We start from the raw sequence: 21,378 nt of genomic DNA on the forward strand, positions 1-21,378 counted from the left end.
CGCGGAGGTCAGCTAGACAGAAGGGTGTTGTTCGTTCGCCGTCGTCACCATGGTGGTCTTACGACGTCGTCCCAAGAACCAACGCACCAGTGGCAGTGCCACGATGACGAGCAGTACGGCGATCCAGATGCCGGCGGCGATGGGTTGGGTGATGAAGTAGCTGAGGTCGCCGTTGGCGGCGGTCAGACCCTGGCGGAAGTGGCGCTCAACGAGCGGACCGATCAGTGCGCCCAGGAGAACGGGCACCAGTTGGAAGTTATAGCGGACCATGAAGAATCCAATGACCGCCAGTGCGGCGGCGACGGCGAGGTCGAACCAGCTCAGTCTGAAGGTGTAAACGCCTGCCCAGCACAGCGCGACGACGGATGGCAGCAGCGCCCAATTGGGTACTCGGAGGACGGCGACCCATACGCGAATAAGGTTCACGTTGAGCAGCAGCAGCATCACGTTACCGATCAGCAGTGAGGCGATGAGTCCCCAGAACAGATCCGGGTTGGTGGTGACCAGTTGTGGGCCGGGTTGAATGCCGTGCACCTGCATAGCCACGAGCATCACGGCCAGTGTTGCGGAAAACGGCAGGCCGAGCGCGAGCAGTGGGATCATGGACGACGTCGCGGCCGCGTTGTTGGCAGATTCGGGACCGGCGAGTCCGGAGACGGCCCCTTTGCCAAACTTGTGCCGGTCGCGGCCGACCATCGATTCGGTGCGGTAACTGAGCAGTGTGGCCAGTGAAATACTAGGACCGGGCAGCAGGCCGAGTCCAAAGCCGATGCCACTGCCTCGGAACCAGCTCCCCACTGAGTTGCGCATATCGGATTTGGTGGGGATCAGTTGGCGCCACCCCATGGAGCCGACGTACGGCGTCGAACCTTTTTGGATGATGATACGCAGGATTTCGGTGAGGCCGAAGAGCCCGACGGCCAGCGCCACAATGCTGACGCCCTGGTACGCTTCGCGCACGCCGAAGGTAAATCGGGCGTCGCCGCTGATGGCGTCTTCACCGAGCACGCCCAGAAGGAGACCGAAGGCTAACGGAAGGAGACCGGCGGTGAACGAACCACCCATGATGCGGGCCAGCACGAGAAGCCCACCGAGGGTGAGTGCAAAGTATTCGGCCGAACCAAACACGATGGCAACTTGGGCGACGGGTGCGGCGACCATACTGAGCACGATCACACTGCCGGTGCCGCCAATGAATGAGGCAATGGCGGTGATTCCGAGTGCGGGGCCGGCGCGTCCTGATTGCGCCAGCGGATACCCTTCGAAGGCGGACACCACTGAGGGCGCATCACCGGGAATGTTGAGCAGTACCGACGTCGTCGATCCGCCGTACATGATGCCGTAGAACATGCCGGCGATGACGATCATGCCGGTCAGCGGGTCGAAGACATAGGTCAGTGGCAGCAGGATGGCGGCGCCAGAAACCGGGCCGATGCCGGGCACCAGGCCCATGACGGTGCCCAAAAGCGCGCCGACCAGGGCTGCGATCAGGTGTTCAACGGTGAAGGCAACGCTGAGTCCGTAGAGTAGTCCGTCCCAGGGGTTCATGGCAGCGCGATTCCCAACAGGTGTTCAAAAACAAACCAGATGCCAAAGGTCACCAGGGTCATGGTGACCGGGATTTTCCAGTGGAATTTCCCTTCGATCAGGATGGCCAGCCCGGTGGTTCCGATCAGTGCGACCGGCAGAAATCCCAGCACCGGCAGCAGGCCGGCTCCCCCGAGGATCATGCCGACGGCGATGCCGAATCGGCGCCAGGCGATGGGCTCGTAGCCGAACGTGGCACCGCGAGCTTCGATTAGCGCGATGACGGAGGCCACGGCCATGAGGGCGGCGACCAGCAGCGGGAAGAATGCCGATCCGGGGCGGTCAAGTGTGCCCAGCGGATAGTTGTTCCACGCAATCCACGCGGTTGCCGCCGCGACGACGAGTCCGATGACGCCGGCGATCCGCCAAGCCAGGGTGGCCGAGCGTTGTTCAACCGGCTCGTCGGCGGCAGCTGGGTCGGACGGTGCCACGTCATCGGGTGTAGTCATGGCAGGAGTTTAGGGTTCGAGAACTTCGTATTCAGTGATGAGGGTGTCGATTTCGTCCTGGGTGTCGGCGTGGTTGAGTCCCGAGTCAGACAGTCCGACGCTTTCCAGGGTTTCGGCCCATTCGTCCGAGGCGACGAGCTCTTCGAGCGCGGTGACCATTTCGTCGCGCAGTTGTTCGTCGAGACCATCGGGGCTGACCACGTAGAAGCTGGTGCCCATGGGGACGTCCAAACCGAATTCATCAATGGTGGGGGCGTCCGGGTTTTCGGGTTCGGTCTCCTCAGCCAAAATGCTGAGGATTTCGACGTCGCCGGCGTTGATTTGGCCCTGGACACCGGCGGTTGTGGAGACCTGGGCGTCGACTTCGCCGCGCATAACGGCCAGAATGCCTTCGCCCGCGCCGTCAGTGTAGGGCACGCTGCGCAGGTTCCAGTCGTTTTGTTCGTTCAACAGCTGGACGGTCAGGTCGGTTTGGGCGCCTTCACCGGTGACGGCGATCGACAGCTCTTCGCCCGAGTCGGCGGCTTCAACAAAGTCGTCCATGCTCGCGAAGTCGCCGTCGGAGGCAACCATCAGGGAGAACGCAGATTCGGCAACTTTGACCAGGGGTTCGTAGCCTTCGGTTTGGCTATATTCCAAGCCGTCTTCAACCAGGGGCTGCCACAGCAGACCGTTCGAAGTAGCCAGGCCCAGCGTGGTGCCATCAGCTTGGGCGCTCAGGGCCTCATTCATGGCGATTGTGCTGGCCCCACCCGTGCGGTTGGTAGCGGTGACGTTGATCCCGTGTTCGGATTGCAGCTGATCTCCGACGCCGCGGCCCAACAGGTCGGGGGTACCGCCAGCACCGAAACCGATGAGCATTTCGAGGTTTTCATCCGGCCAGGCGGCGTCGTCGTCAGAGCCACCACAGGCGGTGAGTGTTAGCGCTAGCGCCGCCGCAGCGCCGGTAGCGCGCAGGATGGATGTCAGCTTCATGGAACCTCCGGTGTGAGAGATAGGGCAACCGCTCACCCTAATACGGACGCATGCTGCCAACGATCGGCACCGCAACTCAAGGTAACATTGCTGTGGGGTTGTTGTCTTGGTCCTGCCCAAACCAGTTGAGGGTTTGTGCTTGGAAGGCCTCGGGGTCTAGTGCGCCGCTGCCTTCAGGGATAACCGCCACTAGCGAATAGGAACGGGCTAGTTGGTCACGATTGCTAGACTCCACTGGCGTAGGATGCCCTGGCCAGGACCCTATCGCCACCCCTACATGGTGTAAACCGCGGTGCCGGAGGGCCTCAAGAGTCAACGCGGTATGGTTCAAAGTACCTAAATTAGCGCGCGCGACCACCACAATATTTACCTCCAGGTGGAGCTGCTGCAGCTGGCATGCGATATCAGCCAGCGTGTGATCCCCCAGATCCACTACGAGTCCACCGGCACCTTCTACAATCACCACGTCATGGTGGTGCAATAACTGCTGAATGCGTAACGCATGCTCACCTGCCGTTGGGAGGCTACTCTCGCAGCCAGCTGCAGCAGCCTGAGGCGCCATCGGCAGTGTGAAACTGGCACCGGTGGAATATGAGCATCCGGCTAGTTGCCCGGCCACTTGTGCATCACCGCGCAGCACCATGCTATCGCCGTAGAGCTGTTGAAGATCCTCACGTCGCGGGTCCCAGGTGGATACCAGCCCGGTTTGAACTGGCTTATAAATATGCGCTTGAACGCCGTGGCGGGTCAGCATGGATGCCACAGCGGCGCTCACCACGGTTTTGCCCACACCGGTATCGGTACCCGTCACGAGGATAACCCCGGAAGTTGGCATCGCCTGACCCAAGACTGCAATGGAATCAGTCATCTGCGTGTGCCAGCTCCTCAGCAATAATCTGTACGGCCCAGTCCACTTGGTCACGTTCGAGATCTCCGCGGGCAGTGATACGCAGTCGGCTGACCCCGTCAGGTACCGACGGTGGGCGGAAACATCCGACCGCGATCCCACGCGTGGCTAAGACGTCTCGCACTTCAACAGCTCGCTGAGGTGAAACCATCGGCACCGATTGAACCGCTCCGATCGCCGGAGTGATGCCAAGACCTTTTGCAAAGGTGCTGCGATACATTGCCAAGTTTTTCATCAGCGTGGTGTCGTGTTGGATCACTCCGATGGCTGCAGTGGCCGCGGCGGCATTTGCTGGTGCTAGCCCCGTATCAAAGATGAAACTGCGTGCGCTATTGACCAGGGTCTCACGGATGACCGGCGGGCCAAGGACCGCGCCCCCTTGTGAGCCTAAAGCCTTGGAAAGTGTCGCGGTAATCACGATACGGTCTGCATAATTAGCAATGACTGCTGCCAACCCACGACCCTGGTTGAGGACACCGATTCCGTGAGCTTCATCAATGAGCAACATCGCGTCATAGCGGGCACACAATTGCGCGAGCGTTTCGACATCGGCTGCATCACCGAGCACGGAAAACACTGATTCGGTAATTACCAACGCTTCGGGTTGGGTGCGGTTTGCTAGTGCCTGTTCGACAGCGGCAATACTATTGTGTGCCACGATATGCACCGGGGCCTTGGATAACCGAGCGCCATCGATGATCGAGGCATGGTTGTGGGCATCCGAGATGATGAGAGTGTCAGGGCCGGTGAGTGCTGTGATGACTCCTAGGTTGGCGGTGTAACCGGAGGAAAACACGAGGGCGGATGCTCTTCCGGTCAGCTCGCACAGCGCTTCTTCCAATACCAAATGGGCAGCGGTGGTACCGGTGACGAGTCGTGAGGCTCGCGCTGAGGTGCCGTAGGTGTGAATTGTTTCGGCTGCGGCAGCGCACACGTGAGAGTGTTGTGACAGTCCCAAATAATCGTTTCCGGCGAGGTCCAAAACACCCCTGGCCGCTAAGATTCCGTCAGAGCGTGCCAGACCCATGTGACCTCGGTGTTCGGCCTGGCGAGCAAGCCGGTCTATGATCATGGGCGAGGTTGGCAGGGTGGAAGCGTGTGGTGCATTCATGATGTGAGTATCTCACTTCGTTTGACTCAAAGTTGATGGGCTTGGGTGGCTTGCACCATGGCCTGGGTGATCTGGGCGATTTGTGCGGGTGTACAGATATATGGCGGCATAGTATAAATATTGTTGCGAAAAGGTCGAAGCCATACACCGGCCTGTGCAGCGATGCGAGTCGTCAGCTCCACATCAACAGCCCGATTCAACGTAATAACGCCAATGGCTCCGGTGACATTCACGTCCTGTACGCCCGGCAGATCCTGGGCCGGCGCCAAGCCGTGTTGAAGACCCATGCTGAGCCGTGGGACCGCGGACTGCCAGGAACTTTCGCCGTCACCAAAAAGCAATCCAAGGGATGCATTCGCCGCAGCACACGCCAACGGATTGGCCATAAAGGTGGGCCCGTGCATCAGTGCGGCAAAACGCGATTCCGAGATCACATCGGCAACGACGCTGTCACACAATAGCGCTGCCATGGAAAGGTAACCGCCCGTTAGAGCCTTACCTACGCACATAACGTCCGGTACCACTCCGGCTTGTTCACAAGCGAAAGCTGTCCCGGTGCGACCAAAGCCGGTGGCAATCTCATCGGCGATGAATATTGCATCAATTTCTGTAGCAAGGCGACGAAGCATCACGAGAACTCGCGGATCATATGTGCGCATCCCACCCGCCCCTTGAAGTACCGGTTCGACGATAATCCCGGCCAACTCGGTGGCATGTTGGTCCACCAGGTTTTGCATTTGGAGACACCACTGGTCAAGTTCAGTATCGGGCGCATCTGGAAGCGGCGGCTGCGGAGCAAAAATGTTCTCTGCCAACAGCGGCGCAAAGTCGGAATGCATACCCCCGATGGGGTCACATACCGCCATGGCACCTGTCGTGTCACCGTGATAGGCGCCGCGCAGGGCCAGGAACTTTCCTCGATCACGGCCGTGTGACAACTGATATTGGAGCGCTAATTTAAGTGCGACTTCGATGCTTACTGAGCCGGAATCTGCCAAAAAGACATGGTCAAGTCCTGGTGGGGTGATGTCAACCAGTCGTTCGGCTAATTCGATCGCGGGTTCATGCGTCAGTCCCCCAAACATGACGTGTGAAAATGCATCGATTTGGGTATGCAACGCTGCGTCAATCTCAGGGTGCCGGTATCCGTGGACTTTCGCCCACCAAGAGCTCATCCCATCGAGGACGTCTATCGAAGTATCTGTGGTGTCGTTGGATTGCAACGGGCCTCGCAGTTGGACGCGGGGACCACTGGCTCCGGTGACAGCAAATTTCGCTCCCTCACGCAGCGACCCATACGGATGCCACAACAAATTGCGATCTCTACCCAGCAGGGTTGCCTGGTCGGTCTCAAACATTGGGAACCTCCGCGGTTTCGGCTTGGCGTTGGCCGTCAGGCGCCGGCAACCAGGAGTATTCCAGTACCTCTGGGCACAGACCGGATTGTAGATTGACCGGGTAGTTACTTTTGACCTGAGTGCCAAAATATGTTCGACGCACCCGGGAGGTTGCTGCGACGAGTTCCAGCAGTTGATCATCGGTGGAGCGCAAGACTGCCAGCCCCTCTCCCGCCGTAGCAGGTTCGCCTGCGCATGCGCGCTCAGCGATCTCAAAAAGCTCATGAACACTGTTCAATAATTGAACAGTGTTCAGTAGATGTCAAATTTGACACTTACATCAGCATGCGCACACCCAAGGACTCCGACACTGTCTAAAACAACTACATCGTCCACCGAATCCTCCGAAGCCTCACAGTCAGAACTGAGTATAAAAACTGAGTAATGATGTTGAAGCCCTTTGTTTTGAACTCAGACATATTGGCGAAAATCTCGTTTACATCTCCCCCAGCCCGGCTTCTTGAGCTTTAGCGAGTTGGTCTTCATCAATGTCGACCGCTATCATCTGCGCCCCGACGGCTGCAGCAGTTTGAATGGCAGACACACCACCCACACCTTGTACGGCCACCCACTCCCCAGGAGCAACTCGACCACGACCTATCGCATGGTAACCGGTCATATACCGGCAGCCCAGCGCTGCCGCTGTAGTGGCTGGAACGTTTTCCGGCAGTGCAAACTTCCCCCTGCTGATGGCCGCGTGGAAGATCGCGCCCGCCCTGGCGACCGGAAATACGGTTGTACTAAAGCCTGCAGAACAAACTCCACTGACGGCTCTACTCCTTGGCGAAGTTTTGATGGAATCCGGTGTCCCCGCTGGAGTCGTGAATATAGTGCCGGGGTACGGCGATATTGGGGCAGTACTTTCTAGCCCCGCAGATGTAGACATAGTTGCGTTTACTGGCTCTACTGAGGTCGGCAAGAAAATCGTTGAATCCGCCAGAGGGAACCTGAAGAAAGTTTCGCTAGAACTTGGCGGAAAATCTCCCAATATTGTGTTTGCCGATGCTGACATTCCGAGCGCGGTAGCCGGTGCCCTGCAGGGATTCACCTTGAATTCCGGCCAGGCTTGTGAAGCCGGCACGAGGGTTTATGTGCATGAAGACATTTACGATGAGTTCAATAATGCTTTGGCCGAAGCCGTCAAGCAACTCAGCATTGGTCCAGGCAGCGATCCGTAGTTCGATATTACCCCGCTAGTTTCAGAAGAACAGCTCAACAGGGTGGTCGGCTATCTGAACGCATGAAAGGCCGATGGTGCAGAAGTTTTGGTTGGTGGAAACCGCTGGGGCGAGACCGGCTACTACATCGAGCCAACGGTGTTCACGCATACAACACCGGATATGTCGATTGTGCGGGAGGAAATTTTCGGACCGGTGACAATCTCCATCCCGTTTTCCGATGAAAATGAAGTAATCGAGGCCGCTAACGACAGTGAATACGGGCGCATGCTGCCAACGATCAGCACCGCAACCCAAGGTAACATTGCTTTGCTCAATTTTGGCGGGTCGGGGATGATTGGATCCAACTAGCTTCGACACATAAAGGACAACACCGTGCCACGCATAGGATTTTTTACCCGGCTCCTCGATGAGGGCACCGCAGCACAGCGTTATGGCTGGGCCCTTGAACAGATTCAGCAGGCGGAACGTGCCGGGTTTGCCACCGCGTGGATCGCCCAGCACCACTTCAATGCAGATGAGGGCGGGCTGCCGTCCCCGTGGCCATTTCTGGGTGCTGCCGCTCAAGCCACCGAACGGATACGCCTGGGCACCGCGGTGGTGACCCTGCCGCACGAGAATGCGGTGCGTACCGCCGAGGACGCCGCGGTGGTTGATGTGCTTTCGGGTGGCCGATTCGAATTCGGAATCGCACCAGGTGCCAGCGCCGAGAACCTCGATGCGCTGGGCTACACGAACACCAATGCCCGCCAGCTGTTCAACGAAAAACTGCCCGTGCTGCGTGCTGCGCTAGCCGGCGAGCCGCTGGGTGACGCCGGTATGGTGCTGCAACCGTTAGCGGAGGGATTGAACGAGCGCATGTGGCAGGCCACTTTCTCAACCAACGGTTCTACCCGGGCGGGCCAGGCCGGCGACGGGCTGATGTTGTCGCGCATCCAACCAGGTTCCGAGGTTGGCGAGCTGGTCGGCGACCTGCAAATGCCGCTCATCGAGGCCTACCGTGCTGAACTCGCCGACGACGTCGCACCCCGCATACTAGCTTCGCGTACCGCCGTCGTCATTGACGAAGAACATCGTGCAGCTGCCCTGCAACACCTGCGTACCCGGGTCGCACACCTGGCCGAACGCAATCTGCGCTCCAACGGTGAACCAATCAGTGCCGCCGACCTGAGCGACGACGAGCTGCTGCGCTACACCGGCACGTACTTCGGCACCGCAGATGAGGTGGCAGAACAATTGGCCGAGGACCAGGCCGCTGCCGCTTCGACCGAGGTCAGCTTCCAGGTGCATTCGCTGGATCCGGGCCATGCGATCACGATGCGGTCGATCGAATTGTTGGGCAGCAGGGTCGCGCCGGCACTGGGTTGGACGGTCGAGAGCTCATGACAGATATTATCGACATCCTGACGGGCATTGAGCCTGGTTCCACGCTGGATGAGATTCGCCGCACTCGCGAACAAGCGCGAGACAATGCCCAGCGCAGTTTCGAAGTGTTGTTCGAACCCGAAGATCCGGGCACGTTTTCACTAGCAGAACGATATGCCGTGGCCGCCTATACGGTAGTGCTTCAGGCCAGTGCATCACCGGCCGCGAGGTTCTACACCGAACTATTGGAAGACGAGGTCAGCCCCGAACTGGCTGCCGCGGTCGCTGAACTGGCCAAAGCCGATCGTTGCGAAGGCCCCTACGGCGAGTACAAAGAAGCTGGCCTCGCCGCCGAATCCGCACCCGGGCCAACGGTGTCCTATGCGCAGCGACCGGACTTCGTTTCCGAACGCCTCGCCACCGCCCTGGAGCACGCACACCTGTTGAGTCTGCATCCCCGCGATGCCGAAGCCACTCACCTGCGCCGTCTGGAAGATGCCGGGTGGAATGCCGACGATATCGTGACACTGAGCCAGCTCATTTCGTTCCTGGCTTTCCAAATTCGTGTGGTCGACGGACTGTTGGCCCTGAAAGAAGCCGCATGAGCAATATTCAGTACCCCGAATCCAACCGTCCCGAGGGCTTCACCCAGCAGGGTCTGGGCTGGCAGCCGTGGCTGGCTCCGGTTGCGGAAGCAGACCTCACCGAAACCCAGCGTGCTGCCCTGATCGGCCAGTTCCGCCTGAAGAGCCCCTACTTCCGACTGCTGGTGCGCAACCCCGAGGCGCTAGAAGCGCGCACACTGACGGACCAGGATATTTTCTACAACGTCACTTCCGGTCTGCCGCGCGCCGAACGCGAGATTGCTGCATCGGCGGCGTCCCGGGTCAACGGGTGTGTCTACTGCGCCTCGGTGCACACGGCCCGCGCCACCAAGGAATCGGGCCGCGAGGACGACGTGCAAAAGCTGCTCGACGACGGCGTTACGGCAGATCTTGGCCAGCCGTGGTCTGCGATCGCACAGGCTTCAGCGGCCCTGACCGAAACGCCAAACGCCTTTAGCGCCGCACACATCGAGGAGTTACGCGAAGCCGGGCTCGATGACGCCGATATCGTCGACGTCATTAACGGTGCCGCGTTCTTCAACTGGGCCAATAGACTCATGTTGTCACTAGGAGAACCAAGCCAGCCACGTTAGGAACGCCTTGTCATACGTTGCCCCGCCCGATGTTGTCGACTCCATGCTGGAATCTGGCGAAACGAAAACACAACTCACCGCCGGGCAACTGGTACTGCGCGCCGCATTCTCGGTGTTCTTACTGGCCGGTGCTACAGTCTTGGCCATCACGGCTACGGAAGAAACCGGCGTCGACCTCATCGGCGCGCTGTTGTTCCCCATGGGGCTCGTCATCGTGGTGTTACTCAACGTCGAACTGCTGACCGGCAACTTCGCCCTGGTGCCGCTGGCCGTCGTCGACCGGCGGGCCTCATACGGGACTATGCTGCGCAATTTTTGGTGGGTGCTACTCGGCCATATCGTCGGCGGATTGACGGCGGCAGCCCTATTCGCAGCCATGCTGACCCGCTGGTGGACCACCGATACCGACGACGCAGCAAAGGGCATCATCGATATGACGGTCACCAAAACGCTGGAGTATCAAGAGCTGGGATATCTCGCCGGCGCGGGCCTGGCACTGCTGAGCGGCATCCTGTGTAACTGGCTGGTTGCCCTCGGCGTGGTAATGGGCATGACCAGCACATCAACCACCGGCAAGATCATGGCCATCTGGCCGCCCATTGCCGCGTTCTTTGCGCTGGGGCTGGAGCACAGCGTGGTCAACCTGTTCTTATTGCCCGCGGGCATCATGCTGGGCGCGCCGGTAGGCATCGATGACTGGTGGGTGTGGAACCAGATTCCCGTGTTGCTCGGCAACTTCATCGGCGGTTTCGTGCTCATTGCACTCCCCCTGTACTACGCTCATCGGAAGAAATAGCGGGCCCCAAAAAATCAGCCTAAACTTGTCACCAGATACCCAATCCAAGCTAAAGGTGGGTCCATGATCTTCAGAAAAATCGGGATAGCTCTTCTCGTCTCGTCGCTGTTCCTACTCGGCTTCATCGCGCCGGCACAAGCTGCTGAACCCGTCACGATTCCTCCGGGAACGTTTGTGGTGGATGAATCCGATGTGTTGACCTCGGGTGAAGAGGATCAGTTGGAACAGCAGGTGAGCCAGCTGCAATCTGAGCATGGGGCCACCCTGTTCCTGATTTTTGTCTCGAACTTTGAGGCCCCCGCTGAACCAGAAGAATGGGTTGCTGAAGTCGCCGAGCAAAAACAACTCGGCAGCAATGACAACATTTTGGCTATTGCCACGGACGACCGGTTGTACAACTTTGTCTCGCACTCCTCGGGACCGTTTCGTCAATATCAATCTGCAATTGACCGTGAACTGATCCTTCCCGCCCTCTCTCAAGACGACTGGTTCGGTGCCGCAGAGGGTGCCGCGGAAGGCCTCGCGGCTGCGGCAAGCGGGGAGTACGGCGACGACGCCGACGAGGAAGAAGTCGAGGGATCCAGTCTGGGCATTGGCATTATTGGGATCCTGTTGGCGTTGGGGGCCATCGTGTTCCTCGTGGTCGCCATCGTCGTTATTTTCTTCTGGTATCGGCGCTCACAAAAGAAGAAGTCAGGGCAGCACCACGTGCCACTCGCGAACGCTGCTCCGATAGATCCGCGGGATAACACCCCGGTGCATGAGTTGCGGACGCAGGCCGGTTCGGCCCTCATCCAAGCCGATGACGCCATCACGACTGCCGAACAGGAAATCGGTTTCGCTCAGGCAGCCTATGGCGATAAATCCGTTGAGGTGTTCCAGCAGGACCTTGCTGAGGCTAAAGAGCATATGCGGCAGTCCTTTCAGCTGCAATATCAACTCGATGACCACATTCCGGATTCGGAAGAAGACCAACGGTCATGGTTAAAGGAAATTCTGGACCGTTCAGCAAAGGTCATGTCGTCGCTGCAAGCACACGAGCAAGATTTTGAAGAACTTCGTGACCTGGAAAAGAACGCCCCCGAGGCCCTCCAAGGTGTCAGCGCGGCATTTGATCCCCTTGTGACACAACAACGACAGGCCATCGCCACGATCGACAGCCTGACTGCCGCCTATGATCCCAAGGCTATAGAAGATGGCGTTGGGAACCTCGAACAAGCCGAAGGACTTTTGGCGTTTGGACAAGAGAAAATCGCCGCGGCTCAAGACGCGCTGGACGTATCGGATAGGTCAAGCGCTGCGTGGAACATTCATGAAGCTGAAAATACGACACAAGAACTCCGAGATATCTTTGCCTCGATCAATCTCCTTCCCGCCCACTTGGACAAGGCCCAGCGCCAGCTCAATATCGAAGTTCAACAGGCCAGACATCTGCTGACCGAAGCGAAAACTTTTGCCACACAGCACCGCACCGATGCATCGCTGTCGAAAGGCATTGCTGCACTGGAGCACGTTACCGAAAACATCGCGGCACAGCTTCCGAGCAGGCATCCGATGAAGCACCTCGAAGAGTTTGATGAAACGTTAGACCCGTTGGAGGAGGCGTTACAACCTCTGCGTGATCAACAGCAGCGGGTTAACGCCGCCCGACGTGATTTTGAACCAGCAATGGCCAAAGCACAATCAGCCATTGATACCGCGGATTCATATATTCGACGACGGCGCGGAGCAGTTCGCCACGATGCTCGAACCAAGCTGTCCGCTGCCCAAACACATTTTGATAGTGCCAGAAAATTGGGCGAGAGCGATCCGGTGCAAGCCATCGCTGAGGCGCAAAAATCACTGCAGTTAGCTCGCGTTTCCCAACAACAAGCAGAAGCAAACTACCAGGACTTTGACCACCACCATCACGGTCGCGGCGGCTCCAACATGAGTGCGATGCTCGGCGGCCTGCTCCTGGGTCAAATCTTTGGTGGTTCAAGCACCACCTCGGGAGGCGGGAACGGCTTTGGCGGCCCGTCACGTGGTGGTGGAGGTTTCTTCGGTGGTTCCGGTGGCGGCTTTGGTGGCGGCCTTGGAGGTGGCGGAGGTTTCGGTGGTGGAAGCGGCGGAAGTTTCTAAGCCCTGAAGATCACATAAGTTGGCAGCAAATCGCGAATATTCGGCAACAGACCGGAACGCATGAAAGGTAGCGCACATGTCGAAACAATCCATCCTGGGACGTATCACCCAAATGGCCAAGGCCAACATTCACGCAATGTTGGACTCCGCCGAAGATCCACAAAAAATGTTGGATCAGATGATCCGTGACTACACATCCAATATTTCTGAAGCAGAATCAGCCATCGCCCAAACGATCGGGAACCTGCGACTCGCAGAAGACGACTACCGTGAGGACCGCGAAGAAGCCAACACTTGGGGGCAGAAAGCACTCGCTGCTTCAAATAAGGCTGACGAATTCCGAGCGAAGAATGACCCCGCCGGTGCAGAAAAGTTTGACAAACTTGCACGGGTTGCTATTGAACGTCAGATGGCTGCAGAATCCTCAGCACAAGATGCTGAGCCTTCTATTGCTTCACAGAACGAGGTCGTTGACAAGCTCAAAGACGGTCTTGAAAAGATGAAGCAGAAGCGCAACGAGCTGGTGAGCCGTCGCGACGAATTGGTGGCTCGTTCAAAAGCTGTTCAGGCTCAAGCACAGGTTCAGGATGCCGTACAATCGATCGATATTCTGGATCCAACATCTGAACTCTCCCGTTTCGAAGACAAGATCCGCCGTGAGGAAGCCCGTGTTCGTGGCCAGGAAGAACTTGCTGGCTCAACCTTGGACTCTCAGTTTGAAGAGTTGGAAGATCTCGGCCATCAGTCTGAGGTTGAGGCACGCCTTGCCGCATTGAAAGCCGGTCAGCCGCAACAACAAATCGAAAACTAATATCAAGCACACGTTACAGTCTGATCGCCAGAGCCTTCCAAGGGTCTGGCGATCAGTTTTTGAGGCACTGCCCCACCGCTGTACGGTGCGGCGTTCTGTGCGATCTAGCTGGCCGAGACCAAACGCTCGGCCGAGGCGACTTCGCCGTCGGACAGTGTGACCTGCTGATCGGCGTACTGCACGAGCCCAGTATCGTGGGTGACCACCACGGTGGCGGCCGAGAATTCCTTGGTGAGACTTTGGAGTAGCTGCATGATCTCATGCGAGCGCGACTGGTCCAGAGCAGAGGTTGGTTCATCGGCCAGCAGCACCTGCGGGGTGCCCATCAGCGCACGAGCGATATTGACGCGTTGGCGTTGACCGCCCGAGAGGGCATGGATTTTCCGATTTGCCATGTCCTGCAGTCCGACGACCTCAAGCAGTTCGTCGGCCCGAGCACCGCGAGCCTTGAGCTTTTTGCCGCGCAGTCCGCGCAAGTGGTCGGTGACCAGCAATTGGTCGCGTACACCCAGCGCACTCAGGAGATTGGGCTGTTGGAAAATCAGGCCAACGGTGTCGCGACGTAGCTGAGCTTGTTGCGAGTCGTTGAGTTCACGAACGCTAGTGTTGCCCACCATCACGGTGCCCGAGGTCGGCTGGACCAGCGCACCGATGACAGACAGCAGCGAGGATTTGCCGGAACCGGATTGGCCGACCAGTGCGGTCAGTTCACCCTTATTTGCGGTGAAATCTACCTGGTCCAACGCAGCGATCGTGCGCTGCGTGCCATCGGCGTCCTGCCCATCCGGGTACACCAGGCTAACCTGGCGTAGATCGACGGTTGCGGTTGAAGTGGTGGACTTGCGGTTGTGTGTGACGGTCATGGCGAAACGCCCTTTCTGAAAACTGGTCGAAACGAATTGAGTTGTGTCGTTTACGGAATGGCTTAGTTGCCACCGAGTGCCAACAGCGGGTCGATGTTGGAGACACGACGCACGGCAAGTGCTGATCCCAGGATGCCCAGGACCCAGATCCCGACGGCAGGTCCGACGACGGTCAGCACTGACAGGCTCACGGGAACGGCCGAGGCAGCAAGACTGCCCAGCCCGGCACCCAAACCTGCACCTGCGACGACGCCGATCGCCAGAATCACCGCGGCCTGACCAAGCGAGTCCTTCATGAGGTAGCCGCCCGATGCACCGAGAGCACGTAGCACCGCGAGGTCACGGGTCCGTTGGATGGTCCATACGGTCACGAACGAGACGATCACCAGGGCGGAAATCGCGTAAAGGAACCCCTGCATCATGGTCAATGAGCCCGACTCAGAGGAGTATGCGGGCAGCGCCTGGAATGATTCCGATACCCCGGTGCTGACCGTTGCGGTGGATTGCTCGGTGGCATCCCATGCGGCAGCGTCCTCATCACCAAAGACTGCGAGCACGGTACCCACGACATCGTCACCGGCGTGGCTAATGGCCTGCCAGGATTCTGTGGTCACCCAGACGATGCCCGAGTGCGAATACCACTGGTCTTCTACGATGCCTTGGACGGTCAGGTCCATCGGGCCGATGGTCACTTCGTCGTCGACGTTTAGTCCCTGTTCTTCGGCGATAGATTCGGACACGACCACGCCGTCTGCATCAGGCTCAGTCGCACCGGTAATCGCCGACGACGCGGTGTGCTCAACCAGTCCGGAGTCTTCGGGGATGCCCCATACGGCGACGGAACCGGAGGAGTCCCCGGTCAGTAGAGTCTGCGACATGCCAACCGGTACGGCATCCTCAACACCGGTGGTCTCGGCCCACTCCGACTGGTCAGCCGAGGTCACCGACGACTCTGCGAAGGTTGGGTCTTCTGGGGCTTCGTCCACCTGCGCATTGCCAAAAACGTAGCGTTCTGGGTTCAGGTCGTCCAAGCCCGCTGTGTTCTGCGCGCCGAGTCCGCCGGTCAGGCCGGTGAGCATCACCAGCAGCAGCGTAATCATGCCGACCACGGCGCCCATTAGCGTGAACCGCCCTTTAGCAGCTCGGATTTCGCGTAATCCTACAAACATGGAGTCATCCCCTAGTAACGTTTTGCGTTCTTTTTGGTACTGCTACCTGTCTGGTTTTTGGCGCGCTGAACTACATCGCCGGATCAGTTGATTTGCCCATCAACCCTTCGGTTGATTCGAGATAGCCCAAAATTCGTTACGTTAGAGACATGACTATCGTCTCGGCCCCGGAACGCTCCCCGATTTTGCGTACCCTGCGCATCGGCCTGCATTTGATGTTCGCGTTGCTCTTGGCGCTGGGCCTGGTGCGCGCGTTCCTGCCCGGTGACGGCGTGAGTGCCCCACCAATGCACCACCGGTTATTGGTGATTTTCCTGGTGGCCGTGCTGGCTCTGGTCTATGTGCTGGGCACGTCGCGAGAATACCGCCGATACCGCAGTGACACGTCAGCAACCGGGAATCTGCCGACTAGTACCGGAACAGCCGCTCCCAAACTCATGGTGTGGGGCTGGTTGGCCGTGATCACACTGCTGTGGCTGGTGTTGCTAATCTTCAGTCCGGCATTTGTGTGGGTCGCGTTTCCCCTGATGTTTTTGTATTTATACCTGCTCGGGACGATCTCCGGGGTCATCGCCGTCGTCCTGTTGTGGGCGGCCACCTGGGTGCTCCCGTGGTGGGATGCGGTGCGCGCGACCGGCCCGCAATTCCCCGAGATCGCCTCCATTCTGGGGCCTGGCATCGGTGCGGTTTTGGCCGTGCTCGTGTCTGCCGCCTACCGGCACCTCTTGGACCAGGCGTTGCACCACCAACGGGTAGCCGCCGCCTTACGTGCAGCCCAAACGGACCTTGCCGCCACCGAACACCGGGCCGGGCAGTTAGAAAAACGCGAGCGACTGGCCCGCGAAATTCACGACACCCTGGCCCAGGGGTTCTCCTCGATCCTGCTCTTATCCCGTGCGGCCAGTCAGCACCAGCTTGCCGATCCCACCAGGCAAGCACTGGACACCATCGAAGAAACTGCGAGCGCCAACCTGACCGAGGCACGCGAATTTGTGCGGCATTTGGCCACCGCCGATCCTGCTACCTCCTTGGCCACCGAGCTCGAACAGCTGACGGCGCGCTACGAAACCGAACTCGCCGTCCGCCACCAGCCGCTGAGCACCCTGCTGCGCTGGGAAGGCGAAAAGTCGCCGGCCGAACTGACCAAAACCATGCGTTCAGCGGTATTGCGCACCGTCCAAGTTGCCCTGGGGAACGTTGCTGCACACGCCCAAGCCACGCAGGCGGTCATTACGGTAGGGATTTGGCAGGAAGAGCTTACCGTCGATATTTTTGATGACGGCGTCGGATTCACCGTGCCAGAAACCTTCCAGCCCGGTTTCTCCGCCACCACCCAGCCACACGATGGCGACCGTCATACCGGCTATGGGCTCTACGGTCTACAGCAACGCCTGAATACACTCAAAGGCACGCTGACCGTTGAGTCAGCACCGGGCGAAGGTACCGTGTTAGCCGCACGAATCCCGCTGACCAGCGCTGCACCACTATCCGCCGAGTCCCAGGAGATCTTGTGACCGCCCCAGTACAACCCATCAAAGTGCTCCTCGTTGATGATCACCCGGTGGTTCGTACCGGACTGCGAGCACTACTCGAAGGTTTTGAGGGAGTCGAAGTTGTTGGGGAGGCGGCAGACGGCACAGAAGCCCTCACCAAGGTGCACGACGGGATCGACGTCGTCGTGATGGATATCGAGATGCCCGGGCTCGATGGCATTACGACCACCGAGCGCATCACCGCCCAAAACGGGCCGCCAGTGCTGATACTGACTACCTATGACACCCAATCTGATGTGCTGGCCGCCGTCGATGCTGGTGCCAAAGGGTATCTGCTCAAAGATGCGGCCCCCGAGAAACTCCGCCGGGCCATTTTGGATACCGCCGCAGGCAAACCGACCCTCTCGTCCGAGGTCGCGGCTCTTTTGATGAACCGGATGCAGCAGCCCCGATTGAGCCTGTCCACACGTGAGGTCGAGCTCTTGGCTCAGCTGGCAACCGGAGCGACGAATAAACAGCTGGCCAAGTCGCTGTTCATTTCTGAGGCAACCGTGAAAACACACCTGGTGCACATCTATCAGAAACTGGGCGTTACCAATCGTACCGCGGCGATCAATATGGCCCGGGAACAGCGCCTCATCTAGCTGACGAGGCCGACACTGACTCCAGTGCCTTACGGACGTTATCGGTAATTTGCATCGGTGCCTGCGTCGCACTGGAGAACATCACCACCACCGCTTCAACGGTCACGGCAACTTTGCCGTTCTGGCTCAGCTCATGCTGCATCACAAAGGACGAGTTGCCGATCTTCGATACCCAGATACGAACGACGCAGTCGCCCGGGTACATTATCGGTGCGAGAAAATCTGTATTGGACGTCCGGAGTACCGCTTCAAACGGCTCATCGGATCCCGCTGTGCGCTGCAGCTGTTGCATCGCGCGGATACGAGCCTCTTCAGCGAGCGTCATGATTCGCGCATTATTTACGTGGCCCATCAAATCCTGGTCTGACCAGCGCAATTCGATGTTGAGCTCTAGCGCGTTTTCCGGTGCCTGCGACAATGTTTCTCCTGTGCGATGTGGCGAATTTGTGTTCGAGACTACATTAGCGCCCAAAGCCAGCTCTCGTTAGAGGTGCTCGGCTCCAACTAGCACTGAGTCGAGTACCTCCTCTTTGCTCAGTTCTGTTGCAGCGGCACTGTATTCAGTAAAGGCTCCACGATATTGTGCCGCGGGGTGCGAGGTAGGGAGGCGATCAGCGCCGGTGAACCGTCCACGAAGGGTGGCGCCAGACTCAGTGTCGAGCTGCTCGGCGCTGCGTGCCATACCGCGAACGCGAAGCTCGGGGATGACATGGTCAATAAATTCCACGTAGCTGCCGGGCAGGGTGGCGTTGATGACGTTGATGCCATCAACGCCCGCGTCCTGCCATTGCTCGAGTTCATCCACGATCTGTTCGGGTGTACCGGTTATCCGGGTGGCTTGCGCCCTGAAACGTGCCAGATCACGCACGGTCATGTTGCCGTCGGGATTCATGGCACGCAATTCCGCCAAATGGCCGCGCGAACCTTCGGTAACCAACTCGCCGATCGGGGTATCGAGTGGGAGGTAGCCCAAATCAATGCCCAAGCTACCGCCGGTGTGGGCCACCAGCGCATGATCATCCAGCGAGGCATCCAGCTCAGCGGCTTTGGCTTGAGCTTCCACCTCGGTAGAACCAACCACGAAGGAGAGACCCTGAATAAATTGCACGTCCTCGGACTGGCGTCCAAATCCAACAGCTCGACGCCGCACATCGGCCGCGTGCTGTTGAGCTTGAGCCAGACTCGGGGCCATCGAGAACGTAGCTTCGGCATGCTGTGCTGCAACATCGCGACCGCGGGGCGAGGAACCCGCCTGGAACAGCAACGGGGTACGTTGCGGCGATGGCGAAGATAAGTGTGGACCTTCAACCGTGTAGTTGCGCGAAACGTGATGGATTTTGGCGACCTTCGTTGGATCAGCGTGCAGGCCAACCCCGCGATCGTGTTCCAAGGTTTTAGCGGCTAGTAGCGCGTCGTCGTCCCAGGATCCTTCCCAGAGTTTGTAGCAAACCTCGAGGTATTCTTCGGCCAGGTCGTACCGGTTGTCGTGTTCCAGGAGCCCGGCGCCGCCGTAGTTGCGGTGCGAGTTTTCCAATGCGGAGGTCACCACATTCCAGCCCACTCGCCCACCGGTCAGATGATCCAGGGTGGAGAGCTGGCGGGCGAAGGTATACGGGTGGGTTTGGATCACCGATGAGGTCAGTGCCAACCCGATGCGCTTAGTGGTCGCGGCCAGTGCGGACAGCAACACGAGCGGATCATTGGCAGGGACTTGCAGGCCGCGGCGGACATGGGATGCCCACCCTCCCTCGTGATCCCCGTAGACGCCAACAACATCGGCGAAGAATGCGATATCAAAGCCGCCGTCTTCCAAGGTTTTGGTGAGTTCGACCCAGTGGTGCAGTTCGTTGAAACGGTGTTGTTGGGCTTCTGGTTTGCGCCAGGCACCACCAAGAATGTGGCTGGTGGTGTTCATCATGAAGGCTGAAAGGATCAATGGACGACGGTGTGACACGGTGTGCTCCTAATGTTCTTCGGGGCTTCTTCAGACTTACGGGAGTGGGGACGGGCTATTCCGCAGTGAATTCCGTCCAAACATCGTGGGCGGTGTCGGTGGTGATCTCGTCGTTGTATTCAGTTGCGCCGTCGAGATAGTTCTCAAACCATTCCTGCACCTGTGGGGACTGATAGGCCTCTTGGAGTGCTTGGGTTTTCTCTGACTCTTGCTCGCCCGGCTGGACTGCGACCACATTGGTGTATGGATGGCGCACTTCTTCATCCTCTTCGAGTACCAGTGCGGTGTCTTCGACGTCGTGCCCGGCTTCTGCGACCAGGCGGGAGAAGGCGAATCCGGCATCGACATCGCCCAGTGTGTGCGCGGTTGACTGCTGGTCGATCTCAATAAATTCCAGGTTCTTGGGGTTGGAGACAATGTCGGCCTGCGACAGTTCGGTGACCGGCACCGATTCATCAATCTCCAAAAGGCCTCGTTCGGCCAGCAGTTTGATACCACGCCCATTATTGGCCGTGTCAACGGGTAATGAAATTTCTGCGCCGTCGGGTAGCTCGTCCAGGGAGTCGTAGTTCAGTGAGAAGAGGCCCGACGATGCGTAGTACGCCGAGAAGGCAGGCTCCACTTCGGTGCCATTATCTGTGTTGAACTGCCGCAGATAAGCCAGGTGCTGGAAGAAATTCGCATCGTATTCGCCCTGTGAGACCACTTGGTTGGGTTGGACGATATCGGTGACGTAGGTGGGTTCCAGGGTCCAACCCTCTTCGGCCAACAGTTCTTTGGCGATCTCGGTGGGTTCTTGATAGGGCTCAGACTCGGTCACGATGATGCTGATGGTGCGGTCCTCGCTGCCACCGGCTGAGGTCAGCCCGCAGCTCGTCAATGCGAGAGCAGTGACTGCAACGAACCCTGTGGCCAGGCGGCGGCGGATGGGTTTTTGGGTACGAAAAATCGGCATGGGAATCCTTAGAGTTTGTGGTGAAGAAGAGGTTAGATGCGTTTGTCGGCGACGCGTGCCAGGGAATTTCCACCCCATTGGACCGCGCTGACCAGCAGGACCATGAGGACGACGGCAACGAACATGACGACGGTTTCGTAGCGGTAGTAGCCGTACCGGATGGCAAAGTCGCCGATGCCGCCGCCTCCCACCAGGCCGACCATGGCCGAATAGGAAATAAAGCTCACGGTGGTGATGGTGATTGACCCGATAATGCCGGACCGGGCATCGACGAGCAGCACGTTGCGGATGATCTGGCGGCGAGTTGCGCCCATGGCTCGGGATGCCTCAACCGCACCTGCACCCAGCTGGCTGATGTTTTGTTCGACCAGCCGTGCGAAGTACGGGACCGCGTTGATGGTGAGC

Annotated in this window: 21 protein-coding genes and 1 pseudogene; 9 read left to right on the forward strand and 13 right to left on the reverse strand. The window is 58.7% G+C overall.

All coding sequences use genetic code 11. The features are described 5' to 3' along the window. Positions 1-12: 12 nt before the first annotated feature. The 7 genes from L0H14_RS07535 to L0H14_RS07565 form a co-directional block, all read right to left on the reverse strand. Positions 13-1,548, reverse strand: a complete 1,536-nt coding sequence (locus tag L0H14_RS07535) for a tripartite tricarboxylate transporter permease (RefSeq protein WP_301418607.1) — start codon at positions 1,546-1,548, stop codon at positions 13-15. Beyond that, on the reverse strand, positions 1,545-2,036 hold the full coding sequence (locus L0H14_RS07540) for a tripartite tricarboxylate transporter TctB family protein (RefSeq protein ID WP_301418605.1): 492 nt from the start codon (positions 2,034-2,036) through the stop codon (positions 1,545-1,547). The genes L0H14_RS07535 and L0H14_RS07540 overlap by 4 nt, the downstream gene beginning before the upstream one ends. Before the next feature lie 9 nt (positions 2,037-2,045). After that, complete coding sequence (locus L0H14_RS07545) at positions 2,046-3,011, reverse strand: tripartite tricarboxylate transporter substrate binding protein (protein ID WP_301418604.1); 966 nt, start codon at positions 3,009-3,011, stop codon at positions 2,046-2,048. Between the two features lie 76 nt (positions 3,012-3,087). Next, a complete protein-coding gene (gene bioD, locus L0H14_RS07550) occupies positions 3,088-3,879 on the reverse strand; it encodes a dethiobiotin synthase (protein WP_301418602.1) in 792 nt (263 codons plus the stop codon). Further along, complete coding sequence (locus L0H14_RS07555; RefSeq protein ID WP_301418600.1) at positions 3,872-5,029, reverse strand: 8-amino-7-oxononanoate synthase; 1,158 nt, start codon at positions 5,027-5,029, stop codon at positions 3,872-3,874. Before L0H14_RS07555 ends, bioD begins: the two co-directional genes overlap by 8 nt. A gap of 26 nt (positions 5,030-5,055) precedes the next feature. Beyond that, entirely contained in the window at positions 5,056-6,387 is a 1,332-nt protein-coding gene (locus L0H14_RS07560; protein WP_301421589.1) for an adenosylmethionine--8-amino-7-oxononanoate transaminase, read from the reverse strand. After that, the gene (locus L0H14_RS07565; protein ID WP_301418596.1) at positions 6,380-6,664 is read right to left on the reverse strand and encodes a hypothetical protein; all 285 of its coding nucleotides are present in this window, start codon (positions 6,662-6,664) and stop codon (positions 6,380-6,382) included. Before L0H14_RS07565 ends, L0H14_RS07560 begins: the two co-directional genes overlap by 8 nt. A 409-nt stretch (positions 6,665-7,073) precedes the next feature. Here L0H14_RS07565 and L0H14_RS07570 point away from each other — a divergent pair. The 7 genes and pseudogenes from L0H14_RS07570 (at position 7,074) to L0H14_RS07600 (ending at position 13,895) form a co-directional block, all read left to right on the forward strand. Next, positions 7,074-7,955: pseudogene (locus L0H14_RS07570) on the forward strand (aldehyde dehydrogenase). Positions 7,956-7,979: 24 nt separating this feature from the next. After that, a complete protein-coding gene (locus tag L0H14_RS07575; RefSeq protein WP_301418594.1) occupies positions 7,980-8,990 on the forward strand; it encodes an LLM class flavin-dependent oxidoreductase in 1,011 nt (336 codons plus the stop codon). Then, positions 8,987-9,574, forward strand: coding sequence for a CMD domain protein (locus tag L0H14_RS07580; RefSeq protein WP_301418591.1), 588 nt, complete (start codon positions 8,987-8,989; stop codon positions 9,572-9,574). Before L0H14_RS07575 ends, L0H14_RS07580 begins: the two co-directional genes overlap by 4 nt. Then, entirely contained in the window at positions 9,571-10,167 is a 597-nt protein-coding gene (locus tag L0H14_RS07585; RefSeq protein WP_301418589.1) for an alkylhydroperoxidase domain protein, read from the forward strand. Before L0H14_RS07580 ends, L0H14_RS07585 begins: the two co-directional genes overlap by 4 nt. A gap of 7 nt (positions 10,168-10,174) precedes the next feature. Next, on the forward strand, positions 10,175-10,963 hold the full coding sequence (locus L0H14_RS07590) for a formate/nitrite transporter family protein (RefSeq protein ID WP_301418587.1): 789 nt from the start codon (positions 10,175-10,177) through the stop codon (positions 10,961-10,963). A gap of 63 nt (positions 10,964-11,026) precedes the next feature. Beyond that, positions 11,027-13,084 carry a YgcG family protein gene (locus tag L0H14_RS07595; RefSeq protein ID WP_301418585.1) on the forward strand — a complete coding sequence of 686 codons (2,058 nt, stop codon included), beginning with the start codon at positions 11,027-11,029 and terminating at the stop codon, positions 13,082-13,084. Positions 13,085-13,160: 76 nt separating this feature from the next. Then, a complete protein-coding gene (locus L0H14_RS07600) occupies positions 13,161-13,895 on the forward strand; it encodes a PspA/IM30 family protein (protein WP_301418582.1) in 735 nt (244 codons plus the stop codon). Positions 13,896-13,999: 104 nt separating this feature from the next. Here L0H14_RS07600 and L0H14_RS07605 read toward each other — a convergent pair whose 3' ends face one another. Together L0H14_RS07605 and L0H14_RS07610 are read right to left on the reverse strand one after the other, a co-directional pair. Next, positions 14,000-14,758 (reverse strand): ABC transporter ATP-binding protein, encoded by a 759-nt coding sequence (locus L0H14_RS07605; RefSeq protein ID WP_301418580.1) that lies wholly within the window; start codon positions 14,756-14,758, stop codon positions 14,000-14,002. A gap of 62 nt (positions 14,759-14,820) precedes the next feature. Beyond that, complete coding sequence (locus tag L0H14_RS07610) at positions 14,821-15,927, reverse strand: ABC transporter permease (RefSeq protein ID WP_301418579.1); 1,107 nt, start codon at positions 15,925-15,927, stop codon at positions 14,821-14,823. A 149-nt stretch (positions 15,928-16,076) separates the two neighbouring features. On the opposite strand from L0H14_RS07610, the gene L0H14_RS07615 reads away from it, so the two are divergent. Together L0H14_RS07615 and L0H14_RS07620 are read left to right on the forward strand one after the other, a co-directional pair. Next, a complete protein-coding gene (locus L0H14_RS07615; protein ID WP_301418576.1) occupies positions 16,077-17,441 on the forward strand; it encodes a sensor histidine kinase in 1,365 nt (454 codons plus the stop codon). After that, on the forward strand, positions 17,438-18,064 hold the full coding sequence (locus L0H14_RS07620) for a response regulator transcription factor (protein ID WP_301418574.1): 627 nt from the start codon (positions 17,438-17,440) through the stop codon (positions 18,062-18,064). The genes L0H14_RS07615 and L0H14_RS07620 overlap by 4 nt, the downstream gene beginning before the upstream one ends. Here the strand turns inward: L0H14_RS07620 and L0H14_RS07625 are convergent. From L0H14_RS07625 to L0H14_RS07640, 4 genes are all read right to left on the reverse strand, one after another. Next, the gene (locus L0H14_RS07625) at positions 18,057-18,482 is read right to left on the reverse strand and encodes a thioesterase family protein (protein WP_301418572.1); all 426 of its coding nucleotides are present in this window, start codon (positions 18,480-18,482) and stop codon (positions 18,057-18,059) included. The genes L0H14_RS07620 and L0H14_RS07625 overlap by 8 nt on opposite strands. Positions 18,483-18,548: 66 nt before the next feature. Then, the gene (locus tag L0H14_RS07630; RefSeq protein WP_301418609.1) at positions 18,549-19,982 is read right to left on the reverse strand and encodes an NtaA/DmoA family FMN-dependent monooxygenase; all 1,434 of its coding nucleotides are present in this window, start codon (positions 19,980-19,982) and stop codon (positions 18,549-18,551) included. A 91-nt stretch (positions 19,983-20,073) separates the two neighbouring features. Continuing rightward, on the reverse strand, positions 20,074-20,973 hold the full coding sequence (locus L0H14_RS07635) for a MetQ/NlpA family ABC transporter substrate-binding protein (RefSeq protein ID WP_301418570.1): 900 nt from the start codon (positions 20,971-20,973) through the stop codon (positions 20,074-20,076). Between the two features lie 32 nt (positions 20,974-21,005). Further along, the coding region (locus L0H14_RS07640) for an ABC transporter permease subunit (RefSeq protein WP_301421590.1) at positions 21,006-21,378 on the reverse strand (373 nt) is incomplete at its 5' end.

Origin of the sequence: Yaniella sp., from assembly GCF_030453185.1 — a bacterium.
In the GTDB taxonomy this organism is placed as follows: Bacteria; Actinomycetota; Actinomycetes; order Actinomycetales; family Micrococcaceae; genus Yaniella.

Bases quoted from the DNA above. Each gene is read 5' to 3' on its own strand.
- L0H14_RS07535 (WP_301418607.1), bottom strand. From the start codon at position 1,548: ATGAACCCCTGGGACGGACTACTCTACGGACTCAGCGTTGCCTTCACC.
- L0H14_RS07540 (WP_301418605.1), bottom strand. From the start codon at position 2,036: ATGACTACACCCGATGACGTGGCACCGTCCGACCCAGCTGCCGCCGAC.
- L0H14_RS07545 (WP_301418604.1), bottom strand. From the start codon at position 3,011: ATGAAGCTGACATCCATCCTGCGCGCTACCGGCGCTGCGGCGGCGCTA.
- bioD (WP_301418602.1), bottom strand. From the start codon at position 3,879: ATGACTGATTCCATTGCAGTCTTGGGTCAGGCGATGCCAACTTCCGGG.
- L0H14_RS07555 (WP_301418600.1), bottom strand. From the start codon at position 5,029: ATGAATGCACCACACGCTTCCACCCTGCCAACCTCGCCCATGATCATA.
- L0H14_RS07560 (WP_301421589.1), bottom strand. From the start codon at position 6,387: ATGTTTGAGACCGACCAGGCAACCCTGCTGGGTAGAGATCGCAATTTG.
- L0H14_RS07580 (WP_301418591.1), top strand. From the start codon at position 8,987: ATGACAGATATTATCGACATCCTGACGGGCATTGAGCCTGGTTCCACG.
- L0H14_RS07585 (WP_301418589.1), top strand. From the start codon at position 9,571: ATGAGCAATATTCAGTACCCCGAATCCAACCGTCCCGAGGGCTTCACC.
- L0H14_RS07595 (WP_301418585.1), top strand. From the start codon at position 11,027: ATGATCTTCAGAAAAATCGGGATAGCTCTTCTCGTCTCGTCGCTGTTC.
- L0H14_RS07600 (WP_301418582.1), top strand. From the start codon at position 13,161: ATGTCGAAACAATCCATCCTGGGACGTATCACCCAAATGGCCAAGGCC.
- L0H14_RS07605 (WP_301418580.1), bottom strand. From the start codon at position 14,758: ATGACCGTCACACACAACCGCAAGTCCACCACTTCAACCGCAACCGTC.
- L0H14_RS07610 (WP_301418579.1), bottom strand. From the start codon at position 15,927: ATGTTTGTAGGATTACGCGAAATCCGAGCTGCTAAAGGGCGGTTCACG.
- L0H14_RS07615 (WP_301418576.1), top strand. From the start codon at position 16,077: ATGACTATCGTCTCGGCCCCGGAACGCTCCCCGATTTTGCGTACCCTG.
- L0H14_RS07630 (WP_301418609.1), bottom strand. From the start codon at position 19,982: ATGATGAACACCACCAGCCACATTCTTGGTGGTGCCTGGCGCAAACCA.
- L0H14_RS07635 (WP_301418570.1), bottom strand. From the start codon at position 20,973: ATGCCGATTTTTCGTACCCAAAAACCCATCCGCCGCCGCCTGGCCACA.